The organism is Lentzea sp. JNUCC 0626, from assembly GCF_043632865.1.
In the GTDB taxonomy this organism is placed as follows: Bacteria; Actinomycetota; Actinomycetes; order Mycobacteriales; family Pseudonocardiaceae; genus Lentzea.
Map to the genome: position 1 here is coordinate 1,650,592 of NZ_CP171635.1, position 18,190 is coordinate 1,668,781.

Sequence of the window (18,190 nt, forward strand, 5' to 3'; positions counted from 1 at the left end):
TGCCGAGCCAGGCGACGCTGGACCGGTCGATCCGCCTGTTCAAGGCGTTCCGCAACGAGCAGACCGACCGGGACACCTTCTACCGGTTGCTGGCCGAGGACTCCGCGCGGCAGGTCGCCGAGTTCACCTCCCTCGCCGGCCGGAGTGTTCTCGACGTCGGTGGCGGCCCCGGGTACTTCGCCGACGCGTTCCGCGCGGCCGGTGCCTACTACGTCGGCCTGGATCCCGACGTCGGCGAACTGTCGGCCCGCGGCGAGTACGCCGAAGGCATGATTCGGGCCAGTGGCACGCGATTGCCCATCCGAACGTCCTCAGTGGACATCTGCTATTCGTCGAACGTGCTGGAGCACGTGGACGAGCCGCGCACGATGCTCGACGAGATGGTGCGCGTGACGAAGCCCGGCGGGACGGTGTTCCTGTCGTTCACGCCGTGGTACTCCCCGTGGGGTGGCCACGAAACCTCGCCGTGGCACTACATCGGCGGTCACCACGCCCGCCGCCGATTCCGGGACAAGCACGGCCAGGAGCCCAAGAACCGTTACGGGGAAAGCCTTTTCGCGGTGTCCGTCGGCTCGGCGCTGCGCTGGGCGCGGAACCACCCGGAGGCCGGCCTGGAACGCGCACTTCCCAGGTACCACCCGTGGTGGGCGACCTGGGTCGTGCGCGTTCCGGTGCTGCGCGAGGTCGTGTCCTGGAACCTCGTGCTGGTACTGCGGAAGAACCCTTAGTCGGCGCGGCGGCGGCCGGCGAGCAGCAGGACGACGCCGGCGGCCAGCAGGACGCCACCCGCGATCCACAGGATCACCGGAAGGCCGGTGAGCAGCCACAGCTTGGACTTGTTCTCCTCGGCCACCCGGACGTTGGCGTCGACCGTCTTCTTGTTGACCTCCAACGTTCCGTCGAACACCGCGGTGCCCCGGCCCGCGTTCTGGTCCGGGGTGCGCAGCTCCTGCTTCACCGACTGACGCAGCTTGATGAGCGCGCCGGTCTCCGGCTCGATCCACATCGTCTTCTCCGCCTGGTAGTACAGCTTCACCGCGACGGACGGTTCGGACTTGCCGATCAGCGAACCGGGCACGTCCCGGCTGTCGACGTCGGTGGCCGGCACGGACTGCTTGAACCGGTACACCGGCAGGCCCTGCAGCGTCTCCTCACCGTCGAACTTGGCGTCCACCGGCCTGCCCACCCCGCTGTCGTACCAGGGGTAGGTCCGCTTCTCGGTCTGGAAGGGGAACTTGAAGTTCAGTCCGGGGAACTGAGCCTGGCCGCGCGTGCCGGGGATCTTCGTGTCCTTGCCGTTCTCCTGCTTGGCCTTCTGGAGGTACTGCGTGGTGCAGGGCGCGACGGCCTCCGCGGTGAACCGGTCCAGGCACAGCTCGCGCACGCTCGCGCTGAGCGTCAGCTTGTCCTCGTCGTCCGTGATGCGGGTGGCCTCGACCCACGCGGTCACGCCGCCGTCGGCCTGGACCTCGGGCGCCCGCAGGTCGCCGGAGACGAACGTGGTCGACGTCAGGTTGAGGTTGCGGCGGATCTCCGGCTGGGCCGGGCCTCCGTCCTTCTCCACGTAGACGAGTGCGGTGATGCCGCTGCCCTGGGCGACCGCGGTCGTTTCGGGGCTGTGCGGGACCTTGGCGAGAGCCGGATAGGCGTAGAACCGCAGCAGCAGCCCGGTCGCGATCCCGAACACACCGAGTCCGAGCAGGACGAAGGTCAAAGCGCGTCGCAAAGGTCCTCCTCAGGAGTTGGGCCGCCGACGCGGCCTGTGGTTGAACTGTCGAGCAGGGTGGAGACCACGACGACGAACATTCGTCCGCTGGTGGCCCAGTCGAAACCGCCGGCCCAGGCCCGGCACGCGTCGGCCACGGCCGCGGCGTCGTCGGGGCGGGACAGCAGCGTGAGAGCGTCGTGGATCGCGCCGCCGACGTCCTCGTCGTCCCGCACCAGCCAGCCGGTCTCCTCGTGCCGCACGGAGTCGCGCAACCCGTCGACCTCACGGCAGACGGTCGGGACGCCGTGCGCGGCCGCCTCGATCACGGCCAGTCCCCAGCCTTCGCCGTCCGACAGGGTGACGTTGAGCCAGGATTCCCGCAGCAGAGCGCTTTTCGTCGAGTCGTCGACGAAACCGTGCACCACGACGGAATCCGCGAACGGTGCCGCGGCTTTGCGCACCGCGGCTTCGTCCGGTCCGCGGCCGATCACGTGCAGGCGCAGACCGGGCCAGTCGCCGCGCAGCGTGCCGACGATCTCGATCAGCCGGTCGACCCGCTTGTGCGTGACGAGCCTGCCCAGGCACACCAATGAGGGGTGTTCGGAACGTGTGCCGTCCGCGGACGGCGGGTGGTCCGTGCCGTTGGGCACCACGAAGATCCGGCCACGCCAACCGAGGCGCTCGCGCATCGCGCGCACGGTGGAGCGCGACACGGCGACCGTCACCGCGTGGCGGTAGACCCTGCGCGCGGCAGGACCTTCGAGCCAGCGGCCGATCCGGGCCAGCCACGGCGGGAAGTGCACGGCGAACTGGGCGTCGTGCACGTGGTGCATCACCAGCACGACCTTCGTCCACCTGGCGACCACCAGAGGGCTGAAGAAGGGAATCCCGTTCTGGCAGTCGATCACCAGGTCGATGCGGCTTCGGTTGCGCAGCAACCACAACAGCGCCCAGAAGTACACCGTCCACCGGCCGCCGCGACGCACGGTCGACTCGTCGCCGCCGCTCTGCCCCTCGCCCTTGGCCGTGAGGAAGGTGACCTGCGCACCGGCGGCGGTCATCGCGTCCGCCATGCGGGCGGCGTACTCCTCGGCGCCACCGGCGTGCGGATGCCCGCGGTCGCGCCAGTTCACGACTACCACCCGCGCACCGTTGAGCGGTGGTCTCACTCAGGCCACCTCCGCGACGGAGGGCACGACCGGGGCCACGGCGGGCGTCTTCTCCGCACCGAGGATCGCCCGGATCCTGGCAAGCGCGGCGAAACTGCGGTAGCCGTCCCGCATCGGGCGGAACGTGGACCCCGGCACGTCCCTCCAGTTCACCGGCAGTTCGACGATCATCGCGCCGATCCGTTGCGCCCTGGCGAGCAGTTCGACGTCGAACGCCCATCCCGGTGTGCGCAGCGGCCGGAAGATGGCGTCGGCGGTGTGCCGGTCGAAGAACTTGTAGCCGCACTGGGTGTCGCCGACGCCGGGCACGATCGTGTTGGCCGCGTACCGAAAGGCCCACGCACCTGCCTGCCGGACCTGGGTGTGCCTCGCCCGCACGATCGAGTCCGGGTGCGCCCGCGATCCGACGACCACGTTCACGCCGGTGCTCAGGAACCTGAGCGTCGGCGCCAGCGCTGCCATGTCGGTCGCCAGATCGGCATCGCAGAAGCCGACGTAGCGGCTGTCGGTCCGCAGCACCCCGGTCCGCACCGCCGCGCCCTTCCCCGGCTGGGCACAGCGGATCAGCCGCACCGGGATCGACCCGGACCGGTGCTCGCGGGCGACCTCGCCGCTGCGGTCGGTGCTGGTGTTGTCGACCACGACAATCTCGCACTGCTCACGGGTGGCGGCGAGCGCCGCCGTGAGCCCGGACAACGTGGCCGACAGCCGCGACTCCTCGTTGCGCACAGGCACGACAACGGAAAGCAGTGTCATGTCTTCGCCCCTGTTCCGGGCGCGCAGAACCCCGCAGGGTGTCGCAAGAGTCCTCCCATGACGTGACGCAGGTCTCAGGGCGGCGAAAGTTACCCAACGGTAGTTCCCGGGAAATAAAATGGAAGTGTGATGTGCGTCACATGACCTGCGAAGTGACAGACGCCTCCGAACTTTGTACCGTTCAGCGCCAAAAAATTGAGCTGGACGGGCTAATCAGGTGGCCGATGACCGAACGGGCATCTTCGTCGAACAAAGACCCCGCGAAGAACCGCCACGCGTCGGGCGGGAGTATCGTCAATAGACGAAGAACGCAGGTCAGATCATCTGAATGGATCTACCAGCGTGATGAAGTGGCGGGTCAGGCGCTTCCGATACCACAAGTCCGCGCACTTGACCGCGTCGTCCCTGGCGTCAGTTGCGTATCGATTCATGCAAGATCGGCATCGGGGACGCAAAGAAAGCGGCCGTCCGATTCAAATAGTTAATGGATACGGTCCGTTCCGTAATATGGGCAAGCAATTCAGGCGCACCACGAGTCGCGCTCTCTCCGTCGTCACGCGATCGTCCGACTACCTCCGGATCAGCACTCGAGCAGGTCGCTGGTGTTCTCCTTGATGTCGATGTCCGGGATGTACCCGGCGGTGTACGCCCACTGCACACCGTTCCGGCCGGCCACCTGGATGCTCAGCACCATCCGGTTGCCGACGTTGTCGGTGGTCCGGCACACGCCGATCACCACCCGGTCGAACCACGCGGTGCCGATCCTGGGAGTGCTCAGGCCGGGCGCCGCGTACATGCCCGTGTCCCGCCGCGGGTAGAACCTGCCCCAGAAGTCGCACGGCAGCAGATCGCTCATGGGAGTGCTGAAGTCGCCCGGCCAGATGTAGCCGACGGATTCGGCCCACTGCACGCCGGTGCGCCCGGTCCTGTTGATGGCCAGCGCCATCATCACGCCGTTGCTGTCGGTCGCCGTGCAGACGGCGTCGACGTAGTTGCCCACCCACACCGTCCCGGACCGGGGAGTGCTCAGGCCGGGCGCCGAGTACAGGCTGGTGTCGTGCCGCGGGATCACCCACTTGCCGACCCCCAGCACGCCCGCCTCCGGTGCCGCGGCCTGCGCCGGGATGCCCGTGAACGCCATCGTCAACGCGACCACCGCGGTCGCGATCTTCCAGATCCTCATGTGAGCCCCCAGGTTTCTTGGTCGTGGATCGAACCGGTTCAGCACCAGGCCAGGTCGCTGGTCAACTCGATGATGTCCTGGTCCCAGACGTAGCCGGCCGTGTTGGCCAACTGGACACCCGCGCGGCCCGACTCGGCGACGCCGAGCACCATGCGCCTGTTGTTGCTGTCGACCGTCTTGCAGACCCCGAACAACCGTTGCTGGGCCCAGACGGTGCCGGTGCGTGGCGTGCTCAGACCGGGAGCGGAGTACAGGCCGGTGTCGACACTCACCCGGAGGGCGGGGAACTCGGTGCAGGTGAGCAGGCTCTCCGGGACTCCGTCGAGGTCGCCCGGCCAGATGTAGCCGGCCGTGTTGGCCCACTGCACACCGTTGCGTCCCGGACGGTTGGCGCTGAGGGTCATCAACTTGTTGTTGCTGTCCGGCTTGCGGCAGTACGCGGTTGTGGCGTCCCCGCCCCACGCCGTGCCGACGCGAGGCGTGCTGAGGCCGGGGGCGGCGTAGAGGCCGGTGTCCCGCACGACCGTCACCCCGATGCCCAGCACCCCGAACTCGCTCGCCGTCGCCGGCGATCCGGCTCCGGTCAGGACGGACGCGGCCATGACGAGCGCCGCCGTGATCCCCCAGGTCTTCACGAGAACTCCTCCGTGGTCGATTCGGCCGGGCTGACGCTACCGACGCGACGTTGGCCGGGACGTTGGTGCGCAGCTGACCGCCAGGACACGGCGGAACAGTTGCTTCACGGCGTTTCTGGGGCAGGATGGACCATCGAGGTTGCCGGTCTGGGGGGATCGAAGGTGACGGAGCACGACGCGCTGCGCGATCAGCGCAAGAGCAGCGGACTGACCCAAAGCGAGCTGTCGCGGCTCAGCGGGGTGTCCGTGCGGACCATTCGCCACATCGAGTCGGGCCACGTCGCGCGGCCCCGGCACGAATCGGTGCGGCGGCTGTTCGCGGTGCTGGGGCCACCCGCGACGAGAGCGCTCTCCGTCGACGTGCTGGGTCCGCTGGTCGTGCGCAGGGGCGGTGTCCTGCCGATCAGCTCACCGCAGCAACGGGCCCTGGCAGGCCTGCTCGCGTTGCAGCCCAACAGGATCGTGTCCCACGCGGAGACCGTGGACGTCCTGTGGGGGCACACGCCGCCCGCGACGCACCGGGAACTGCTGTACGCGATCGTGTCACGGCTGCGGCGGCACCTGGGCGACACCGCGATCGAGACGACGGGCTCCGGCTACCGGCTGAACGTCGAGCCGGACCGGGTCGACCTGTGCAGGTTCGCCGAGCAGTCCGCCAGGGCTCAGGAGGGCGGCGACCCGCAGGCCTTCACCGAGGCGCTCGGCCTGTGGCGCGGCCCCGTGCTCGCGGACCTGCCCGAGGCGTTGCGCCGGCACCCGCGCGCGCTTTCCTTGCAGCAGCAGCGAATCGAGACCGCGGTGGCGTTCGCCGACCGGGCTTTCCCCGGCCGCGCGGCCGCTGTCCTGCCGTGGCTCGCGGAGCTGGCCGAGATCGAGCCGTGGCACGAGGAACTGCACGCGCGGCTGATCCTGCTGCTGGCGGACACCGGCAGACAGGCCGACTCGATCTTCGCCTATCAGCGGATCCGCGACCGGCTCGACCGGGATCTGGGGTTGCTTCCCGGTCCTGCGCTGAAACGCGCGCACGAGTCGGTGCTGCGGCAGGAGGTGCCGCGGGCCGACGACGCGGACCGGTACGGAACCGGCCGTTGGTGAGCCCGCCGAACCCCAAGCCGTGCACGGGTGTTGTCCGTCGGTGATGCCTGAGTTGAGAGTCGTCCGGACAGACTTCCCAGGTGCCTGACCGACGGGCGTTCTCGCGTCGAGCGTTGGGCATGACCGGGCACCACCGCAGCCGAGCACGGTTCCTGGTGGGGCGGTGGGAACGGCCGCGGTGTTCGGTCGGAATCCGTCGGTCTTGCTGTTATCACATATTTCATTTAGTGTGACCGCGGCCACTACCAGCAGGAGAAGCCCGTGGATGACCTGACTGTCACCGTCGACGGCACCACCATCGCGATGACCGCCCACCCGCCCACGTCCCGCGTCGACGGGCTGCCGCTGATCGTCACGCTGCACGGCGGCACCTACACCAGCGCCTATTACGACGTCGCCGGCGGGCCGCTCGGGTCGTTCAACGACGTCGCTCGCCGGGCCGGGTTCGCGGTCCTCGCGGTGGACCGTCCCGGGTACGGCGGCAGCGGGACGTTGCCGGAGGAGGAGAACACCTTCGCGCGGCAGGCCGAGCTGCTCGACACCGCGATCGGAGTCGTCGTGGCCGGTCGCCCGGAGTCCGGCGTGGTGCTGGTGGGGCACTCGATCGGCGGCATGGTCGCGCTGGAGATCGCCGCCCGCCGGCCCGAGTGGCCGCTGCTGGGCGCCTCGGTCACCGGCATGGGCGCGCGGATCCCTTCCGGTGGCGCGTCCGAAGCGTTGGGAAGTCTGGGACTCTCGGGTGTGATCGACCTTCCGGTCGAGCAGCGCGACGCCGTCATGTTCGGTCCGCCGGGATCGTTCACCGACAGGGCGCGGGAAGCCGCGCACGCGAGCTACGCGCCGACTCCGTTCGTCGAGCTGGTGCACGCGCCGCGGTGGGCGCGGGAGCGGCTGGCGGAGGTGGCCGGGAGGGTGTGCGTGCCCGTGCACAACGCGCTGGCCGAGCACGACGCGTTGTGGGACAGCTCGCCGGAGGCGCTGGCCGAGTTCGCCGCCGCGTTCAGCTCGCCGGCCACCGCGGAGCTCGTGCCGGGGGTCGGGCACTCGATCGACCACCACCTGCTGGGCGGGGGAGTCCACTTGCGACAGCTCGCGTTCGCGTTCCAGTGCGGCACGGCGGTGCGCGCGTGACCCACACGCCCGTCCTCATCTCCGGTGCGGGCCCGGTCGGCCTGTGCGCGGCGGTCGAGCTGGGTCTGCGCGGCATCGGGTGCGTGGTCGTGGAACCGCGCGCCGAGCCGACCCGCCTGCGGCCGCGGGCCAAGACCCTCAACACCCGCACGATGGAGCACTTCCGCCGCTGGGGCCTGGCCGACCGGCTCCGCGCGCGGGCGCCCCTGCCCACGTCGTGGTCGAGGGACATCGCGTTCCGGACCACGTTGCTCGGGCGGGAGCTCACCCGGTTCAGCGGGGTGCTCGGGCTCGGCGACGAGGGCGTGTCGCCCGAACTGGGCCAGCAGATGCCGCAGTACGTGCTGGAGGACCTGCTGCGCGACGTGGTTTCCGAGCTGCCCGCGTGCGAGCTCCGGCTCGGGTCGCGGGTGGTGTCGGTGGCCGACGGCCAGGACCACGTCACCGTCGGGGTGCGGACGGGCGACGTGGTCGAGCACGTCACCGCCTCCTACGTGATCGGCGCGGACGGGGCGCGCAGCGCGGTCCGCGAGGCGATCGGCGCCTCCTACGTCGGAACGTGGGCGTCGCGTCCCAACGTCGGCGTGACCTTCCGGTGCGAGCAGCTGCTGGGACGGGCCGCGCCGGCCGTGCAGTCCTGGCTGCTCAACGACCGCGTACCCGGCATGACCGGCCCGGTGGACCTGGACGGAACGTGGTGGCTGATCGCGTTCGGCGTGGACGGCACCGCGCCGGACCTGGACCCGGTCGCCCTCGTGCACGGCGCACTGGGCGAACCGCTGCCGGTCGAGATCGTCAGCACCGACCCGTGGACGGCGCGGATGGAGCTCGCCGACCGGGTGCGCGCCGGGCGGGTGTTCCTCGCCGGCGACGCGGCCCACCTCAACCCGCCCTTCGGCGGGCACGGCCTCAACACGGGGATCGGTGACGCCGTCGACCTCGGGTGGAAGCTGGCCGCGGTGCTCGACGGGTGGGGCGGCCCCGGACTGCTCGACTCCTACGAGGCCGAGCGCCGCGTGGTGCACGAGCGGGTGGTCGAGGAGGCCACGGCGAACATGGGCACGCTGGCCAGCCATCTCGTGCGCGACGAGCTGGAGAACGCGGGCCCCGTCGGTGACACGGCGCGCGCGGCCGTCGTGCGGGAGGTCCACGCGACCAAGCGGCGTGAGTTCTACAGCCTCGACCTCGTGCTGGGCCACGGGTACGAGGGCTCCTCGGTGATCGCCCCCGAGCAGGTCCCCGGTGCGGCGGACGACTGGGCCACCCGCGTGCGCGCGGGCCGCAGGTTGCCGCACGCCTGGCTGGAACCCGGGGTGTCCACTCTGGACAGAATTGGAACCGGCTACACCGTGTTCACAGTGGACGGTGCGCCGGTGACCGAGCTGGCGGAGGCCGCCGAACGCGCCGGCGTGCCGCTGTCCGTGGTGCGGTGCGACGACCCCGCCCTCGCCGCGTCGCTGGGCGCGGACGTCGTCGTGGTCCGGCCGGACCAGGTCGTCGCGTGGCAGGGGACCGGGCAGCCGCACGACCCGGCGGGACTGCTCGACACGCTCACCGGTCGCGGCGCGGTGAAGGCCTGACCGCACCGGCGGCCATCATGTCGTTGAACCGCGTCGTGACGCCGACCTCGTCCGGTCGTTGCGCGTCCCGGCGGGCACGGGCCGACGCCACCAGCACCTCGGTGGCGCCGGTCTCCAACTGCCGCACGGTCTCGGCGAGGAAGTCGTCCAGCGGCATGGCACGGGGATCGGTGCGGTTGACGTCCATCAGATCGGTCCGCGTGTACGGCGGCGCGATCTCGCGCACCTCGACCGCGGTGTCCCGCAACCGGTAGCGCAACGACAACGTGTACGAGTGCATCGCCGCCTTGGTCCACCACGTCCCGCACGCCGAGAGCGCGCAGGTGTGCGGCTGAGGCCTCCGACCGGACGCACGCGCGCACCTCCCGGCCCGCGGCGAGCAACTTGGGGACTAGGCCGTGTCCTGCAAGTTCGTCGGGCGGCACTGCCTCCGGGTCGCTCGCCCGCGCCTGTCACCTAACAAACTTGCAGGACACTACCTGGCAACCGGCCCTGGTTGCCGTTCGCGGCGGTGACGAGGATCAACGGTCCACCCTCGTGCCACCGATCCACACCCCGCGGATCCGGCGGGTGGCGGTGATGTCCCGGGTCGGATCGCCCTCGACGAGCACGAGATCGGCGCGACGGCCGGGTAGGACGGCGCCGCGGTCGGTCAGCCCGAACGTCTCCGCCGCGAGCGAGGTGGCCGCGCGCAGGGCCTCGACCGGGGTGAGCCCGGCACCGACGAGCCGGTCGAGTTCGTCGTGCAGGGACGAGCCGTGAGGGACCTGGAACGGCGTGCGCGGGTCGTCGTTGGCGTCGGTGCCCGCCAGCACGACCTTCCCCTTGCGGCGGAAGAGGTCCACGGTCGCGGTGGCGTGCCGGTAGTGCATCCGCGCCGCCGGCACGACGAGCGACAGCAGCCGCATCTTCAGCTGACCGCCGATCGACCGCACGACGCCGTCCATCATCGCCAGGGTCGGGATGATCGCGACCGGCGTGTGCTCCAGCAGAGCGGCGTCCTCCTCGCCCAGGCCACCGGTCAGCGCGGTGTGCGTGACCACGTCGACCCCGGCGGTCACAGCGGTGCGCAGGGTGGCGACGCTGACGACGTGGGCGACCGTGACGAGACCGGCCCGCCGCGCCGCCGTGGCGACCGCCGCGACGGTGTCCCCGCCCAGCGGACGGGCGCCGGGCATGCGCGCGTCCTCCAGGATGATCTTGATGTGGTCGGACCCGTCGGCGACCCGGTCGGCGACGAACCGCGCGGCGTCGGAAGGTCCGGCCACGGCCGCGGACGGCGGGAACCCCAGCTTCGTGACGAACGACGAGCCCGGGGCGACCGCGGGACGACCCGCCGAGCGCAAGGTGGGCAGACCGGGCTGGTGCTTGAGCGCCATGGTCGCGTCGAACTTCGGCGCCGCCATGTCCAGCGCGGTCGTCACGCCCCACCCGGCCATCGCTTCCAGGTGGGCGCGTTCGCTGACGTGCGCGTGGGTGTCGACGAACCCCGGCAGGAGGGTGTGGCCGGCACCGTCGACGTGTTCGGCGTCGGCGGGAGCAGGATTCCGGTCGATCAACCCGCCGGCGAGGACGACGCTCGTGGGCTCGCCGAGTCCGTCGCCGTCGAAGACCCGGACGTCGTGGATCACGGTGGCGCGGCTCATCGGGCGACCTGTGCGGTGGCGCGCTCGTAGGCGGCCCTGACGGCGGGGACCAGCCGGGCGGCTTCGACCGGGTCGACGTGGTCGGGCACGAGCTGCAGGATGGCGCCCGAGCGGCGGTGCGGGGGCACGTCCTCGCCCCGCGCGGTGATGACGGCGTGGAAGTGCGGGTAGTTCTCGCCGAACACGAGCAGGTACGTCGCCGGTGCCCCGGTCGCCTCGGTCACCGCGCCGACGAGGTCGCGTGCGCGGTGGGCGAGCGAGCCCAGTTCGTCGTCGTTCAGGCCGGTGATCCGCTCGGCGTGCCGCCGGGAACGCAGGACGAACCAGCCCGGCACGGCGTAGGCGGGCACGACCTCGGCGGCCCAGAGCTCGTCGCGGAAGACGATCGAGGCGTCATCGATGCCCTCCATCCCGCACAGCAGGCATTCGGCGTCGGGCAGGTCAGCTGACATGGGTGTCTCCGAAGCTGGTCATGGGTGCCGACACGGGACTCCGGGGTGGTCAGGGAGCGCCGACGAGCACGGACAGGGGGTTGGGCAGGTTCGCCTTGAGCGACCACGCCCTGTTCGTCAGCTCGTCGACCCCGGCACCGGCCCGGCGCGCCTCGAGCATCGCCTGCGGGTCGAACGCGGGACCGACCGAGTCGGCGGCGTACTCGGGCCCGTTCATGTAGGCGGTGGCCTCGGCGGGCTCGGCGAAGTTGTCGACCTGCATCTCGACGAAGTTGCCGTCCGGGTCCTGGTAGTACATCGACGTCGTCACGCCGTGGGCGATGCAGACCGCCGGGGTGAGTCCGTTGGCGCGCAACGACTCGTAGCGCGCCAGCAGGTCGTCGAGGTGGTCGAAGGTGTAGGCGGAGTGGTGCATCGCCGCGGTGGCCGGGGTCTTGCGCTGCAACGGGGCCGGCGAGTTGAGCAGCGCGATGCGGTGGTGCTCCTCGTCGAAGGTGATGAAGGTCAGGTTGGCGTCCTCGTAGACGACGTGCGCGTCGAGGACCGCGCAGTACCAGTCGCGCATCTCGCCGGCCTGGCTGGTCTGGAACACGATGTGGGCGAACTTCGGGGTGGCGGACATCGGCTTCCCTCTCTCGTCGGTGAGCGAAGTGCTGGGATCTAAGGGGCGGTGACGAAGGTCGTGCGCATCGAGCCGATGCCCTCGGCGAAGGTCACCAGCTCGTCGCCGGGGCGCAGGAACCTGGCCGGGGTGCGCGCCATGCCGATCCCGGCAGGCGTCCCGGTGAAGATCACGTCCCCCGCGTGCAGGGGCACGACCGCCGACAGGTAGGCGATCAGTTCCGCCACGGAGAACACCATGTCTCCCGTGCGGGACTTCTGCATCTCCTCGCCGTTGAGCCGGCAGCCGAGGACGACGTCGTCGCGGTCGGCGAACTCGTCGGGGGTGACCAGCACCGGCCCCATCGGTGCGAAACCGGGGTAGGACTTGCCGAGGCTGAACTGCGGCGCCGGCGGCTTGAGCTGCAGCTGCCGCTCCGAGAGGTCCTGGCCGATGGTCAGGCCGGCCACGTGGTCCCAGGCGTGCGCCGCGGGCGTGCGGTGGGCGTCGCGGCCGAGTACGACTACCAGTTCGGTCTCGAAGTCGACCGTGCCCGGCGGGAGGCCCACGACGGCGGAGGGCCCGGTGATGCTGGCGGGGAACTTCGTGAACACCACGGGCGTGTCCGGCAGGTCCATTCCGGACTCGGCGGCGTGGTCGCGGTAGTTGAGCCCGATCGCGAACACCTGCCGGGGTCGCGGTGCCGGTGCCTCCAGCCGTTCCTCGTCGTACGGCGCGGTCGCACCGCCGTCGTACGCGGCCGCCCAGGACCGGAAGTCGTCCCAGCGGGCGAGGAGAGCCTGCGGGTCGGCGGAGAACGCGCCTTTGGAGGCGGACTCGACGTCGACGAGCCCGTCGTCGGCGAGCAGGCCGGCCCGTCCGGCGGCGTTGACGATGCGCATGAGAGCTCCCTTGCGTGGGGTCGTGTCGAGGTCAGCGCACATCGAGCGTCGTCATCGCGCTTCCCGGCCCAGCTGCACCAAGTGTTATCACATATATCGAGTGGTGCGCCAGGTGCGGATCGGGCGGCCGCTATAGTTGATATCGGTCGAGACCGGGCCGTCCGGACGCGGCGCAGGAGGAGTTCACGTGGCAATCCCGTCGACCGGTGTGCGCCCGATCGAGACGCGGTCCGTGGCCGAGCAGGTCACCGCCGAGCTGCGCCGGTCGATCCTGTGCGGAGACCTGGAACCGGGCCGTGAGTTCTCGTTGCGCGAGATCGCCGGGATGCTCAACGTCAGCTTCATCCCGGTCCGCGAGGCGCTGAAGAACCTCGAGACCGAGGGCCTCGTCATCACCCGGCCGGGCCGCAGCGCCCTCGTCGCCCCGCTCGACCTCGCGGACCTGCAGGCCATCTACCGCCTGCGGCGCACGATCGAACCGGAGATCGCCGGCCGGGCGTGCCTGCTGCTGCCCGACGCCGAGCTCGACCGGCTGGACGCGATGGCCGCGGGGTTCGGCGACGAACGCCTGGGCATGGACGCGATCTACGACGCCCACCACGAGTTCCACCTGGCGCTGCTGGCACCAGCCGCGAGCGCGTGGGACGTCCGCCTGCTCGGCACGCTGTGGCGTGCCGCCGAACGCTACATCCGGATCGGCTTCGGAGCGCTGGACCCCGACCCCGGCGAGCACCACCGCCGGGAGGAGGCCCACGGATCGCTGGTCGACGTCTTCCGCCGGCGCGACCCCGAGGCGGCGGCGGTGGCCGTGCGCGAGCACCTCGAACGCAACGAACAACTCGCCCTGCGCGCACTCGGCGACGGGACAGAGACTCCGCCCCAGAAGCCTTCCACACCAAGGAAGAGCCGCGCCCGCCGCACGTCGCAGGACTGACCGCTTCTGGCCGTTTCAGAAGAGGTGGTCCTGCACCGCCTGCCGCAATCCGACGTCGTCCAGCCCGCCGTACGCGCGCAGCATCCTCGCCGCGCCTCCCTCCGGCACACTCAGGACCGCCAGCGCGAGACCTCCCGCCGGGACCGGGTCCATGCCGTACCTGCCGGCGATGTCCGGCAACAACCTCAGCGCCGTCATCAGGTCCTCCGACACCACGACCGGCCACACACCCTCCAACGGCAGCGGTGAGTCCGCGGCCGCGCCGTTGGTGTCGTGTGCGCGACGCAGGTCGCCCGGTGACGCGGAACCCGTGTGCAGGCTGAACCGCGCCCAGTCCTCCGCTCTGGGATCGGCCTCGATGAGGGCGGCGAGCAGCCAGCCGGTGCCGACGACGCCGGAGCTGGTGCGCGCGGCGTGCTGCAACGCCTGCGCGGCAACGTCTCCCAGCGTCGCCGAGGTCCACAGTGGAGGTTCCGGCGGGGTGGACGCGCGGAGGCGGTCGAGGACGTCGGCCAGCTGGCTGCGCATCGCCTCGTGGAAGAACGTCGGGCCGGGTGTCGAGGCGCGCTGGTCGAGCAGCGCGATGAGGTCGTCGCGCACGGGCGGCCGGGTCGTCGACACGAGGGAACCCCACGCCCGCAACGCGTCGCGGTGGTTCTGGAACGAGCGCAGGCCGCCGATGAGCGTGCCGGGGTAGGCGTCGACCTGGCGGACGTGGAACTGCGCCAGCCCCATCGCGGCGTGGTCGGCGCCGTTGTCCACGGCGTGCTCCCACCACTCCCGCGCCCGCACGAGCCGCCGTGCGCGTTCGTACCGTTCGTTCACGTACCAGCGGCGCCGCGCTGCCCACCGTTCGTGGACCAGGGCCAGTTCCACGGCCGCGCGGAGGTCGTAGTTCACCAGCCGTTCGAGCTGGCCGACGGCGAGCTCGAACCGGCCCGCGGCCGCGTGGTCGCGAACCTCGGCGAGCACCTCCTCGGTCGTGCGGCCGGCGCGGTCGCGGTCGGCGAGGTACCACTGGACGCGGCGGTGGCGGAACTCGAAGACCGGGCCGTCGCGGCGCAGCACGCCCCGGCGGTTCGCGTCGTCGAGGAACGCGAGCAGGTCGGCTGGCAACTGGCGCAGCGTCGCGCGTTTCACCTGGCCCACGCGCAGGTGCCACCAGGCGCTGTGGACGACCACCGCGGCTGCCGCCGCGAGGCCCGCCAGGACGCTGACGGCCACCGCCCACCAGAAGACGCCGTCCTGGTGCCTCTCCGCCCAGGCCGTGACTACGCCGGATCGTGGTGCGGTGCGGTCGATCCACGGTGCGGCGGTCTGCGCGAACCAGCCCCACACGCCGTCCTTCACGAGGAACACCGCTCCCGCCGCGAGGACGAACGCCGGGAGCGCGCGGACACGGGTGATCCTGGCGTCCGCGGCGATGCTGTCCCGGGCGCCGGCGATGGCGGACGTCTCCTGCTGGTCCGCCTCCATCGTGAGCCAGGTGCTGAAGCCGACGCCGGCCACTACCGCCAGCGCCACCGCCGACAACAGGACCGCGGGAGTCGTCACGAAGCTGCGCGCGAGGTTCCCCACGTCGACCTCGCCGAGCCAGGTGTACAGCGGCACCAGCTCGCCCGGCATCCGCGGATCCGGTGGCGGGAGCAGGTGCAGCGCCTTCGCTGTTGCCCAGCCGCCGCCCGCCAGCACCAACCCGAGGAGTGCGGCGCCGAGGAGGGCGCCGGGCACCAGCAGCCCGATCCCGATCAGCCACAGCCGCCAGTTCCACCGGTCCACCAGCCGTCGTGGCGCCGGCCCGAACCCGGCGAGCTCCCACCAGCGGAACACCGTCGTGTGACGGGTGTCGAGGAAACCGGCCAGGTGGCGAAGCCAGCGTTCGGCGTCGGCCGCCTCGAACCGCACGGCCGACTCGGTGGCGAGGTCCGGTGACTGCTCGCGTGGCGCGTAGGCGGCCGGCACGTACGACCGCAGCAGCTCCGCCTCGACCGACTCCCGCGCGTCCAGCCCCGGTGCCAGCAGCTCGGCGGGATCGCGCCGCGAGTCCTCGAACACCACCCGCGTTAGGTAGAGCATCAACGGCGTGGACAAGGCCGCCGCGACCGGACTTCCGTTCTCCCGCATCGCATCGAGCACCGGCCGCCACCTCGCCGGCTCCACACTGGACTTCACCAGGTAGTCCTCGGCGGACGTGAGCGACACCGGCTCGACCCGCACCACCTGCGTACCGGCCACCCCGATCACGTCGTCGGGCACCAGGGCGGCGAAGGCGTGTTCCGCGCAGGCCAGCGCGAACTGCCGGTCGCGGCCACCGAGCGCCGTGCCGAGCTCGCGCCGCGCGTCCTCCCACAGGTCCTCGGGGATCTCGTCTAGCCCGTCCAGCAACGGCACCACGAGCCTGCTGCTCACCAGGTCGTCCGGCGTGACGTCGAAGGTCCGCCGACGGCGCCACCACGCTCTTCTGCGTTGCCGACCGCCCCGCCGCACTCCGGTGATCGCCCGCCGGACCACGTCGTCGAGCCGTTCCTCCACCGGGTTCCAGGTCGAGAGGTTCACCGGCACCGGGATCGGCGAGTCCGCCCCGCCCCCGGTCACCAGCTCGTCCGCGACGCGCAGCAACATCGTGCTCTTGCCGCTGCCCACCGCGCCGACGACGACCAGCCGGCAGTGGTCACGGGCGCTGCCGGCCACCTCCTGCAACCCACCGACGCGCACCGCGCCGTGGTTGGCGGCGTGGCGCGACATCGGCACGTTGATGACCCGGCGCAGCTTCCCGGCGCCCAGTTGCTCGTCCAGCCGAGCCCGCACCTGCGCGAGCAACGCCTCCCGGTTCTGCCGGAACTGCTCGGCCCGCACCGCTGCCCGCTGCCGGCGACCCACGACCTGCGCGGCCACCGCGAGCACCGCCGAAACCACCACGAGCGCGCCGAGCCACTGCCAGGCGTGCACCCGCAGGTGCTCCAACAGCCACGGCCACCGCGGGTCCGACGACGCCGCGTTGGTCACCAGACCGACCCCGGCGGCGACGAGCACGGACAGCGCGGCGACCACGAACCCGGCTCGCGGCAACCGTTCCGGTTCCTGCTGCGCCATCCCCATCCACCCCAGTTCGCAAGGTCGAACCGGACTTCGCGACACGGCCGGAAAGCGTTACACGGCCGGCGGGTGGGGGAGGCCCTGGTCACTCGGGCCCGTCCGGTTGTCACATTCAGCCCGCTTCTCCTGTCTTACCTGTCGAGTCGACGTGAGAGGACAGGACACGATGAAGATGGCAGTAGCCGGGGGAACCGGCTGGGTCGGCAAGCTGGTGGTCCAGGAGGCTCGTGGGCACGGCCACGAGGTCGTGGTGATGTCCCGGTCGGCCGGCGTCGACCTGATGACGGGGGCCGGTCTGGACGACGCGCTGCGCGGTGTGGACGTCGTGATCGACGTGGCGAACGTGTCGACGCTCAGCCGCAAGGCGTCGGTGGCGTTCTTCGAGACCGAGACCCGCAATCTGCTGGCGGCCGAGGAGCGGGCGGGCGTGGGGCACCACGTGGTGCTGTCGATCGTGGGGGTCGACCGGGTCGACTCCGGCTACTACTTCGGCAAGCGCCGTCAGGAGGAACTGGCGCTGGCCGGGCCGATCCCCGTGACGCTGCTGCGGGCGACGCAGTTCCACGAGTTCGCGGCGCAGATGCTCGACAAGGTGCCCGGTCCGGTGAAGGTGGCGCCGTTGATGAAGAGCCGTCCGGTCGCGGCCTCCGAGGTCGCCGCCGAGCTCGTGCGCCTGGCAGAAGGCCCTGCCCAGGGCCGGACGACCGAGCTCGCCGGCCCCGAGGAGCTGACGATGGCGTCCATGATGCGCCGGCTCGCCAAGGGCAAGCTCGTGCTGACCATGCCCGTCGGCAAGGCGATGGCGAACGGCGGTGTGCTGCCGACCGGCGACTTCCACCGAGGCAGGATCACCTTCGAGCAGTGGGCGAAGTCGCGATGACGGTCAAGCGCTGGATGGCCGGGGTGCTGGCCTTCGCCGCGGCCTACCAGGGAACGTGGGCGGCGGTGTTCCCGCTGTCGTTCTACCGCGACTTCCCCGGTCCGGGGTTGCACTGGGTGGCGGCGCTCGGCCCGTACAACGAGCATCTGACCCGCGACGTGGGGGCGCTCAACCTGGCGCTGATGGTGCTGAGCGTGTGGGCGCTGCGCCGGCGGACCCAGGAGGCCATGGTGGTCACCGGGGCGGCCTGGTCGATCTACAACGCGATCCACTTCCTGTGGCACGTGCTGCACCTGGAGGTCTTCCGGACCATCGACAAGATCAGCGTGGTGACGATCTTGGCGGGGCTCCTGGTCCTCTCCGTCCTCCTGATGTTGCCCGTCAAGCAGAGCAACGGAGTGGCGCAGCCAGCCACATCCTGA

The 18,190-nt window shown here is 71.0% G+C and carries 18 protein-coding genes; 7 read left to right on the forward strand and 11 right to left on the reverse strand.

Annotation, left to right across the window (positions count from 1 at the left end):
• Nucleotides 1–29: 29 nt before the first annotated feature.
• The gene (locus tag JNUCC0626_RS07485; protein WP_394621989.1) at nucleotides 30–728 is read left to right on the forward strand and encodes a class I SAM-dependent methyltransferase; all 699 of its coding nucleotides are present in this window, start codon (nucleotides 30–32) and stop codon (nucleotides 726–728) included.
• Here the strand turns inward: JNUCC0626_RS07485 and JNUCC0626_RS07490 are convergent.
• The 5 genes from JNUCC0626_RS07490 to JNUCC0626_RS07510 form a co-directional block, all read right to left on the reverse strand.
• Nucleotides 725–1,726: a DUF3068 domain-containing protein gene (locus tag JNUCC0626_RS07490; RefSeq protein WP_394618933.1), complete on the reverse strand. Its 1,002-nt coding sequence runs from the start codon at nucleotides 1,724–1,726 to the stop codon at nucleotides 725–727. The genes JNUCC0626_RS07485 and JNUCC0626_RS07490 overlap by 4 nt on opposite strands.
• A complete protein-coding gene (locus JNUCC0626_RS07495) occupies nucleotides 1,711–2,877 on the reverse strand; it encodes a glycosyltransferase family 4 protein (protein WP_394618934.1) in 1,167 nt (388 codons plus the stop codon). Before JNUCC0626_RS07495 ends, JNUCC0626_RS07490 begins: the two co-directional genes overlap by 16 nt.
• A complete protein-coding gene (locus JNUCC0626_RS07500) occupies nucleotides 2,878–3,633 on the reverse strand; it encodes a glycosyltransferase (RefSeq protein ID WP_394618935.1) in 756 nt (251 codons plus the stop codon).
• Between the two features lie 580 nt (nucleotides 3,634–4,213).
• Nucleotides 4,214–4,816 (reverse strand): hypothetical protein, encoded by a 603-nt coding sequence (locus tag JNUCC0626_RS07505; protein WP_394618936.1) that lies wholly within the window; start codon nucleotides 4,814–4,816, stop codon nucleotides 4,214–4,216.
• A gap of 38 nt (nucleotides 4,817–4,854) precedes the next feature.
• Nucleotides 4,855–5,451: a hypothetical protein gene (locus JNUCC0626_RS07510; protein ID WP_394618937.1), complete on the reverse strand. Its 597-nt coding sequence runs from the start codon at nucleotides 5,449–5,451 to the stop codon at nucleotides 4,855–4,857.
• A 162-nt stretch (nucleotides 5,452–5,613) separates the two neighbouring features.
• On the opposite strand from JNUCC0626_RS07510, the gene JNUCC0626_RS07515 reads away from it, so the two are divergent.
• From JNUCC0626_RS07515 to JNUCC0626_RS07525, 3 genes are all read left to right on the forward strand, one after another.
• The gene (locus tag JNUCC0626_RS07515) at nucleotides 5,614–6,546 is read left to right on the forward strand and encodes a BTAD domain-containing putative transcriptional regulator (protein WP_394618938.1); all 933 of its coding nucleotides are present in this window, start codon (nucleotides 5,614–5,616) and stop codon (nucleotides 6,544–6,546) included.
• Between the two features lie 261 nt (nucleotides 6,547–6,807).
• Nucleotides 6,808–7,677, forward strand: coding sequence for an alpha/beta hydrolase (locus JNUCC0626_RS07520; protein WP_394618939.1), 870 nt, complete (start codon nucleotides 6,808–6,810; stop codon nucleotides 7,675–7,677).
• On the forward strand, nucleotides 7,674–9,257 hold the full coding sequence (locus tag JNUCC0626_RS07525; protein ID WP_394618940.1) for an FAD-dependent monooxygenase: 1,584 nt from the start codon (nucleotides 7,674–7,676) through the stop codon (nucleotides 9,255–9,257). Before JNUCC0626_RS07520 ends, JNUCC0626_RS07525 begins: the two co-directional genes overlap by 4 nt.
• On the opposite strand, the gene JNUCC0626_RS07530 is transcribed toward JNUCC0626_RS07525, so the two are convergent.
• The 5 genes from JNUCC0626_RS07530 to JNUCC0626_RS07550 form a co-directional block, all read right to left on the reverse strand.
• On the reverse strand, nucleotides 9,229–9,537 hold the full coding sequence (locus tag JNUCC0626_RS07530) for a hypothetical protein (RefSeq protein ID WP_394618941.1): 309 nt from the start codon (nucleotides 9,535–9,537) through the stop codon (nucleotides 9,229–9,231). The genes JNUCC0626_RS07525 and JNUCC0626_RS07530 overlap by 29 nt on opposite strands.
• A 241-nt stretch (nucleotides 9,538–9,778) precedes the next feature.
• Entirely contained in the window at nucleotides 9,779–10,903 is a 1,125-nt protein-coding gene (locus tag JNUCC0626_RS07535) for an amidohydrolase family protein (protein WP_394618942.1), read from the reverse strand.
• Complete coding sequence (locus JNUCC0626_RS07540; RefSeq protein ID WP_394618943.1) at nucleotides 10,900–11,355, reverse strand: hypothetical protein; 456 nt, start codon at nucleotides 11,353–11,355, stop codon at nucleotides 10,900–10,902. The genes JNUCC0626_RS07535 and JNUCC0626_RS07540 overlap by 4 nt, the downstream gene beginning before the upstream one ends.
• A 49-nt stretch (nucleotides 11,356–11,404) precedes the next feature.
• Nucleotides 11,405–11,977 (reverse strand): VOC family protein, encoded by a 573-nt coding sequence (locus JNUCC0626_RS07545; RefSeq protein ID WP_394618944.1) that lies wholly within the window; start codon nucleotides 11,975–11,977, stop codon nucleotides 11,405–11,407.
• A 38-nt stretch (nucleotides 11,978–12,015) separates the two neighbouring features.
• Nucleotides 12,016–12,858 carry a fumarylacetoacetate hydrolase family protein gene (locus JNUCC0626_RS07550; RefSeq protein ID WP_394618945.1) on the reverse strand — a complete coding sequence of 281 codons (843 nt, stop codon included), beginning with the start codon at nucleotides 12,856–12,858 and terminating at the stop codon, nucleotides 12,016–12,018.
• 187 nt (nucleotides 12,859–13,045) lie between these two features.
• Here JNUCC0626_RS07550 and JNUCC0626_RS07555 point away from each other — a divergent pair, with 187 nt between their 5' ends.
• Nucleotides 13,046–13,792, forward strand: coding sequence for a GntR family transcriptional regulator (locus tag JNUCC0626_RS07555; RefSeq protein ID WP_394618946.1), 747 nt, complete (start codon nucleotides 13,046–13,048; stop codon nucleotides 13,790–13,792).
• 15 nt (nucleotides 13,793–13,807) lie between these two features.
• Here JNUCC0626_RS07555 and JNUCC0626_RS07560 read toward each other — a convergent pair whose 3' ends face one another.
• On the reverse strand, nucleotides 13,808–16,885 hold the full coding sequence (locus JNUCC0626_RS07560) for a hypothetical protein (RefSeq protein WP_394618947.1): 3,078 nt from the start codon (nucleotides 16,883–16,885) through the stop codon (nucleotides 13,808–13,810).
• Between the two features lie 169 nt (nucleotides 16,886–17,054).
• Between JNUCC0626_RS07560 and JNUCC0626_RS07565 the strand changes: the two genes are divergently transcribed.
• A complete protein-coding gene (locus JNUCC0626_RS07565; protein ID WP_394618948.1) occupies nucleotides 17,055–17,768 on the forward strand; it encodes an SDR family oxidoreductase in 714 nt (237 codons plus the stop codon).
• Entirely contained in the window at nucleotides 17,750–18,190 is a 441-nt protein-coding gene (locus JNUCC0626_RS07570) for a hypothetical protein (protein WP_394618949.1), read from the forward strand. The genes JNUCC0626_RS07565 and JNUCC0626_RS07570 overlap by 19 nt, the downstream gene beginning before the upstream one ends.

What these genes read in the sequence shown, in the direction of transcription:
- JNUCC0626_RS07530 (WP_394618941.1), bottom strand. Translation starts at nt 9,537, where the DNA reads ATGCACTCGTACACGTTGTCGTTGCGCTACCGGTTGCGGGACACCGCG.
- JNUCC0626_RS07535 (WP_394618942.1), bottom strand. Translation starts at nt 10,903, where the DNA reads ATGAGCCGCGCCACCGTGATCCACGACGTCCGGGTCTTCGACGGCGAC.
- JNUCC0626_RS07545 (WP_394618944.1), bottom strand. Translation starts at nt 11,977, where the DNA reads ATGTCCGCCACCCCGAAGTTCGCCCACATCGTGTTCCAGACCAGCCAG.
- JNUCC0626_RS07565 (WP_394618948.1), top strand. Translation starts at nt 17,055, where the DNA reads ATGAAGATGGCAGTAGCCGGGGGAACCGGCTGGGTCGGCAAGCTGGTG.
- JNUCC0626_RS07560 (WP_394618947.1), bottom strand. Translation starts at nt 16,885, where the DNA reads ATGGCGCAGCAGGAACCGGAACGGTTGCCGCGAGCCGGGTTCGTGGTC.
- JNUCC0626_RS07505 (WP_394618936.1), bottom strand. Translation starts at nt 4,816, where the DNA reads ATGAGGATCTGGAAGATCGCGACCGCGGTGGTCGCGTTGACGATGGCG.
- JNUCC0626_RS07550 (WP_394618945.1), bottom strand. Translation starts at nt 12,858, where the DNA reads ATGCGCATCGTCAACGCCGCCGGACGGGCCGGCCTGCTCGCCGACGAC.
- JNUCC0626_RS07500 (WP_394618935.1), bottom strand. Translation starts at nt 3,633, where the DNA reads ATGACACTGCTTTCCGTTGTCGTGCCTGTGCGCAACGAGGAGTCGCGG.
- JNUCC0626_RS07540 (WP_394618943.1), bottom strand. Translation starts at nt 11,355, where the DNA reads ATGTCAGCTGACCTGCCCGACGCCGAATGCCTGCTGTGCGGGATGGAG.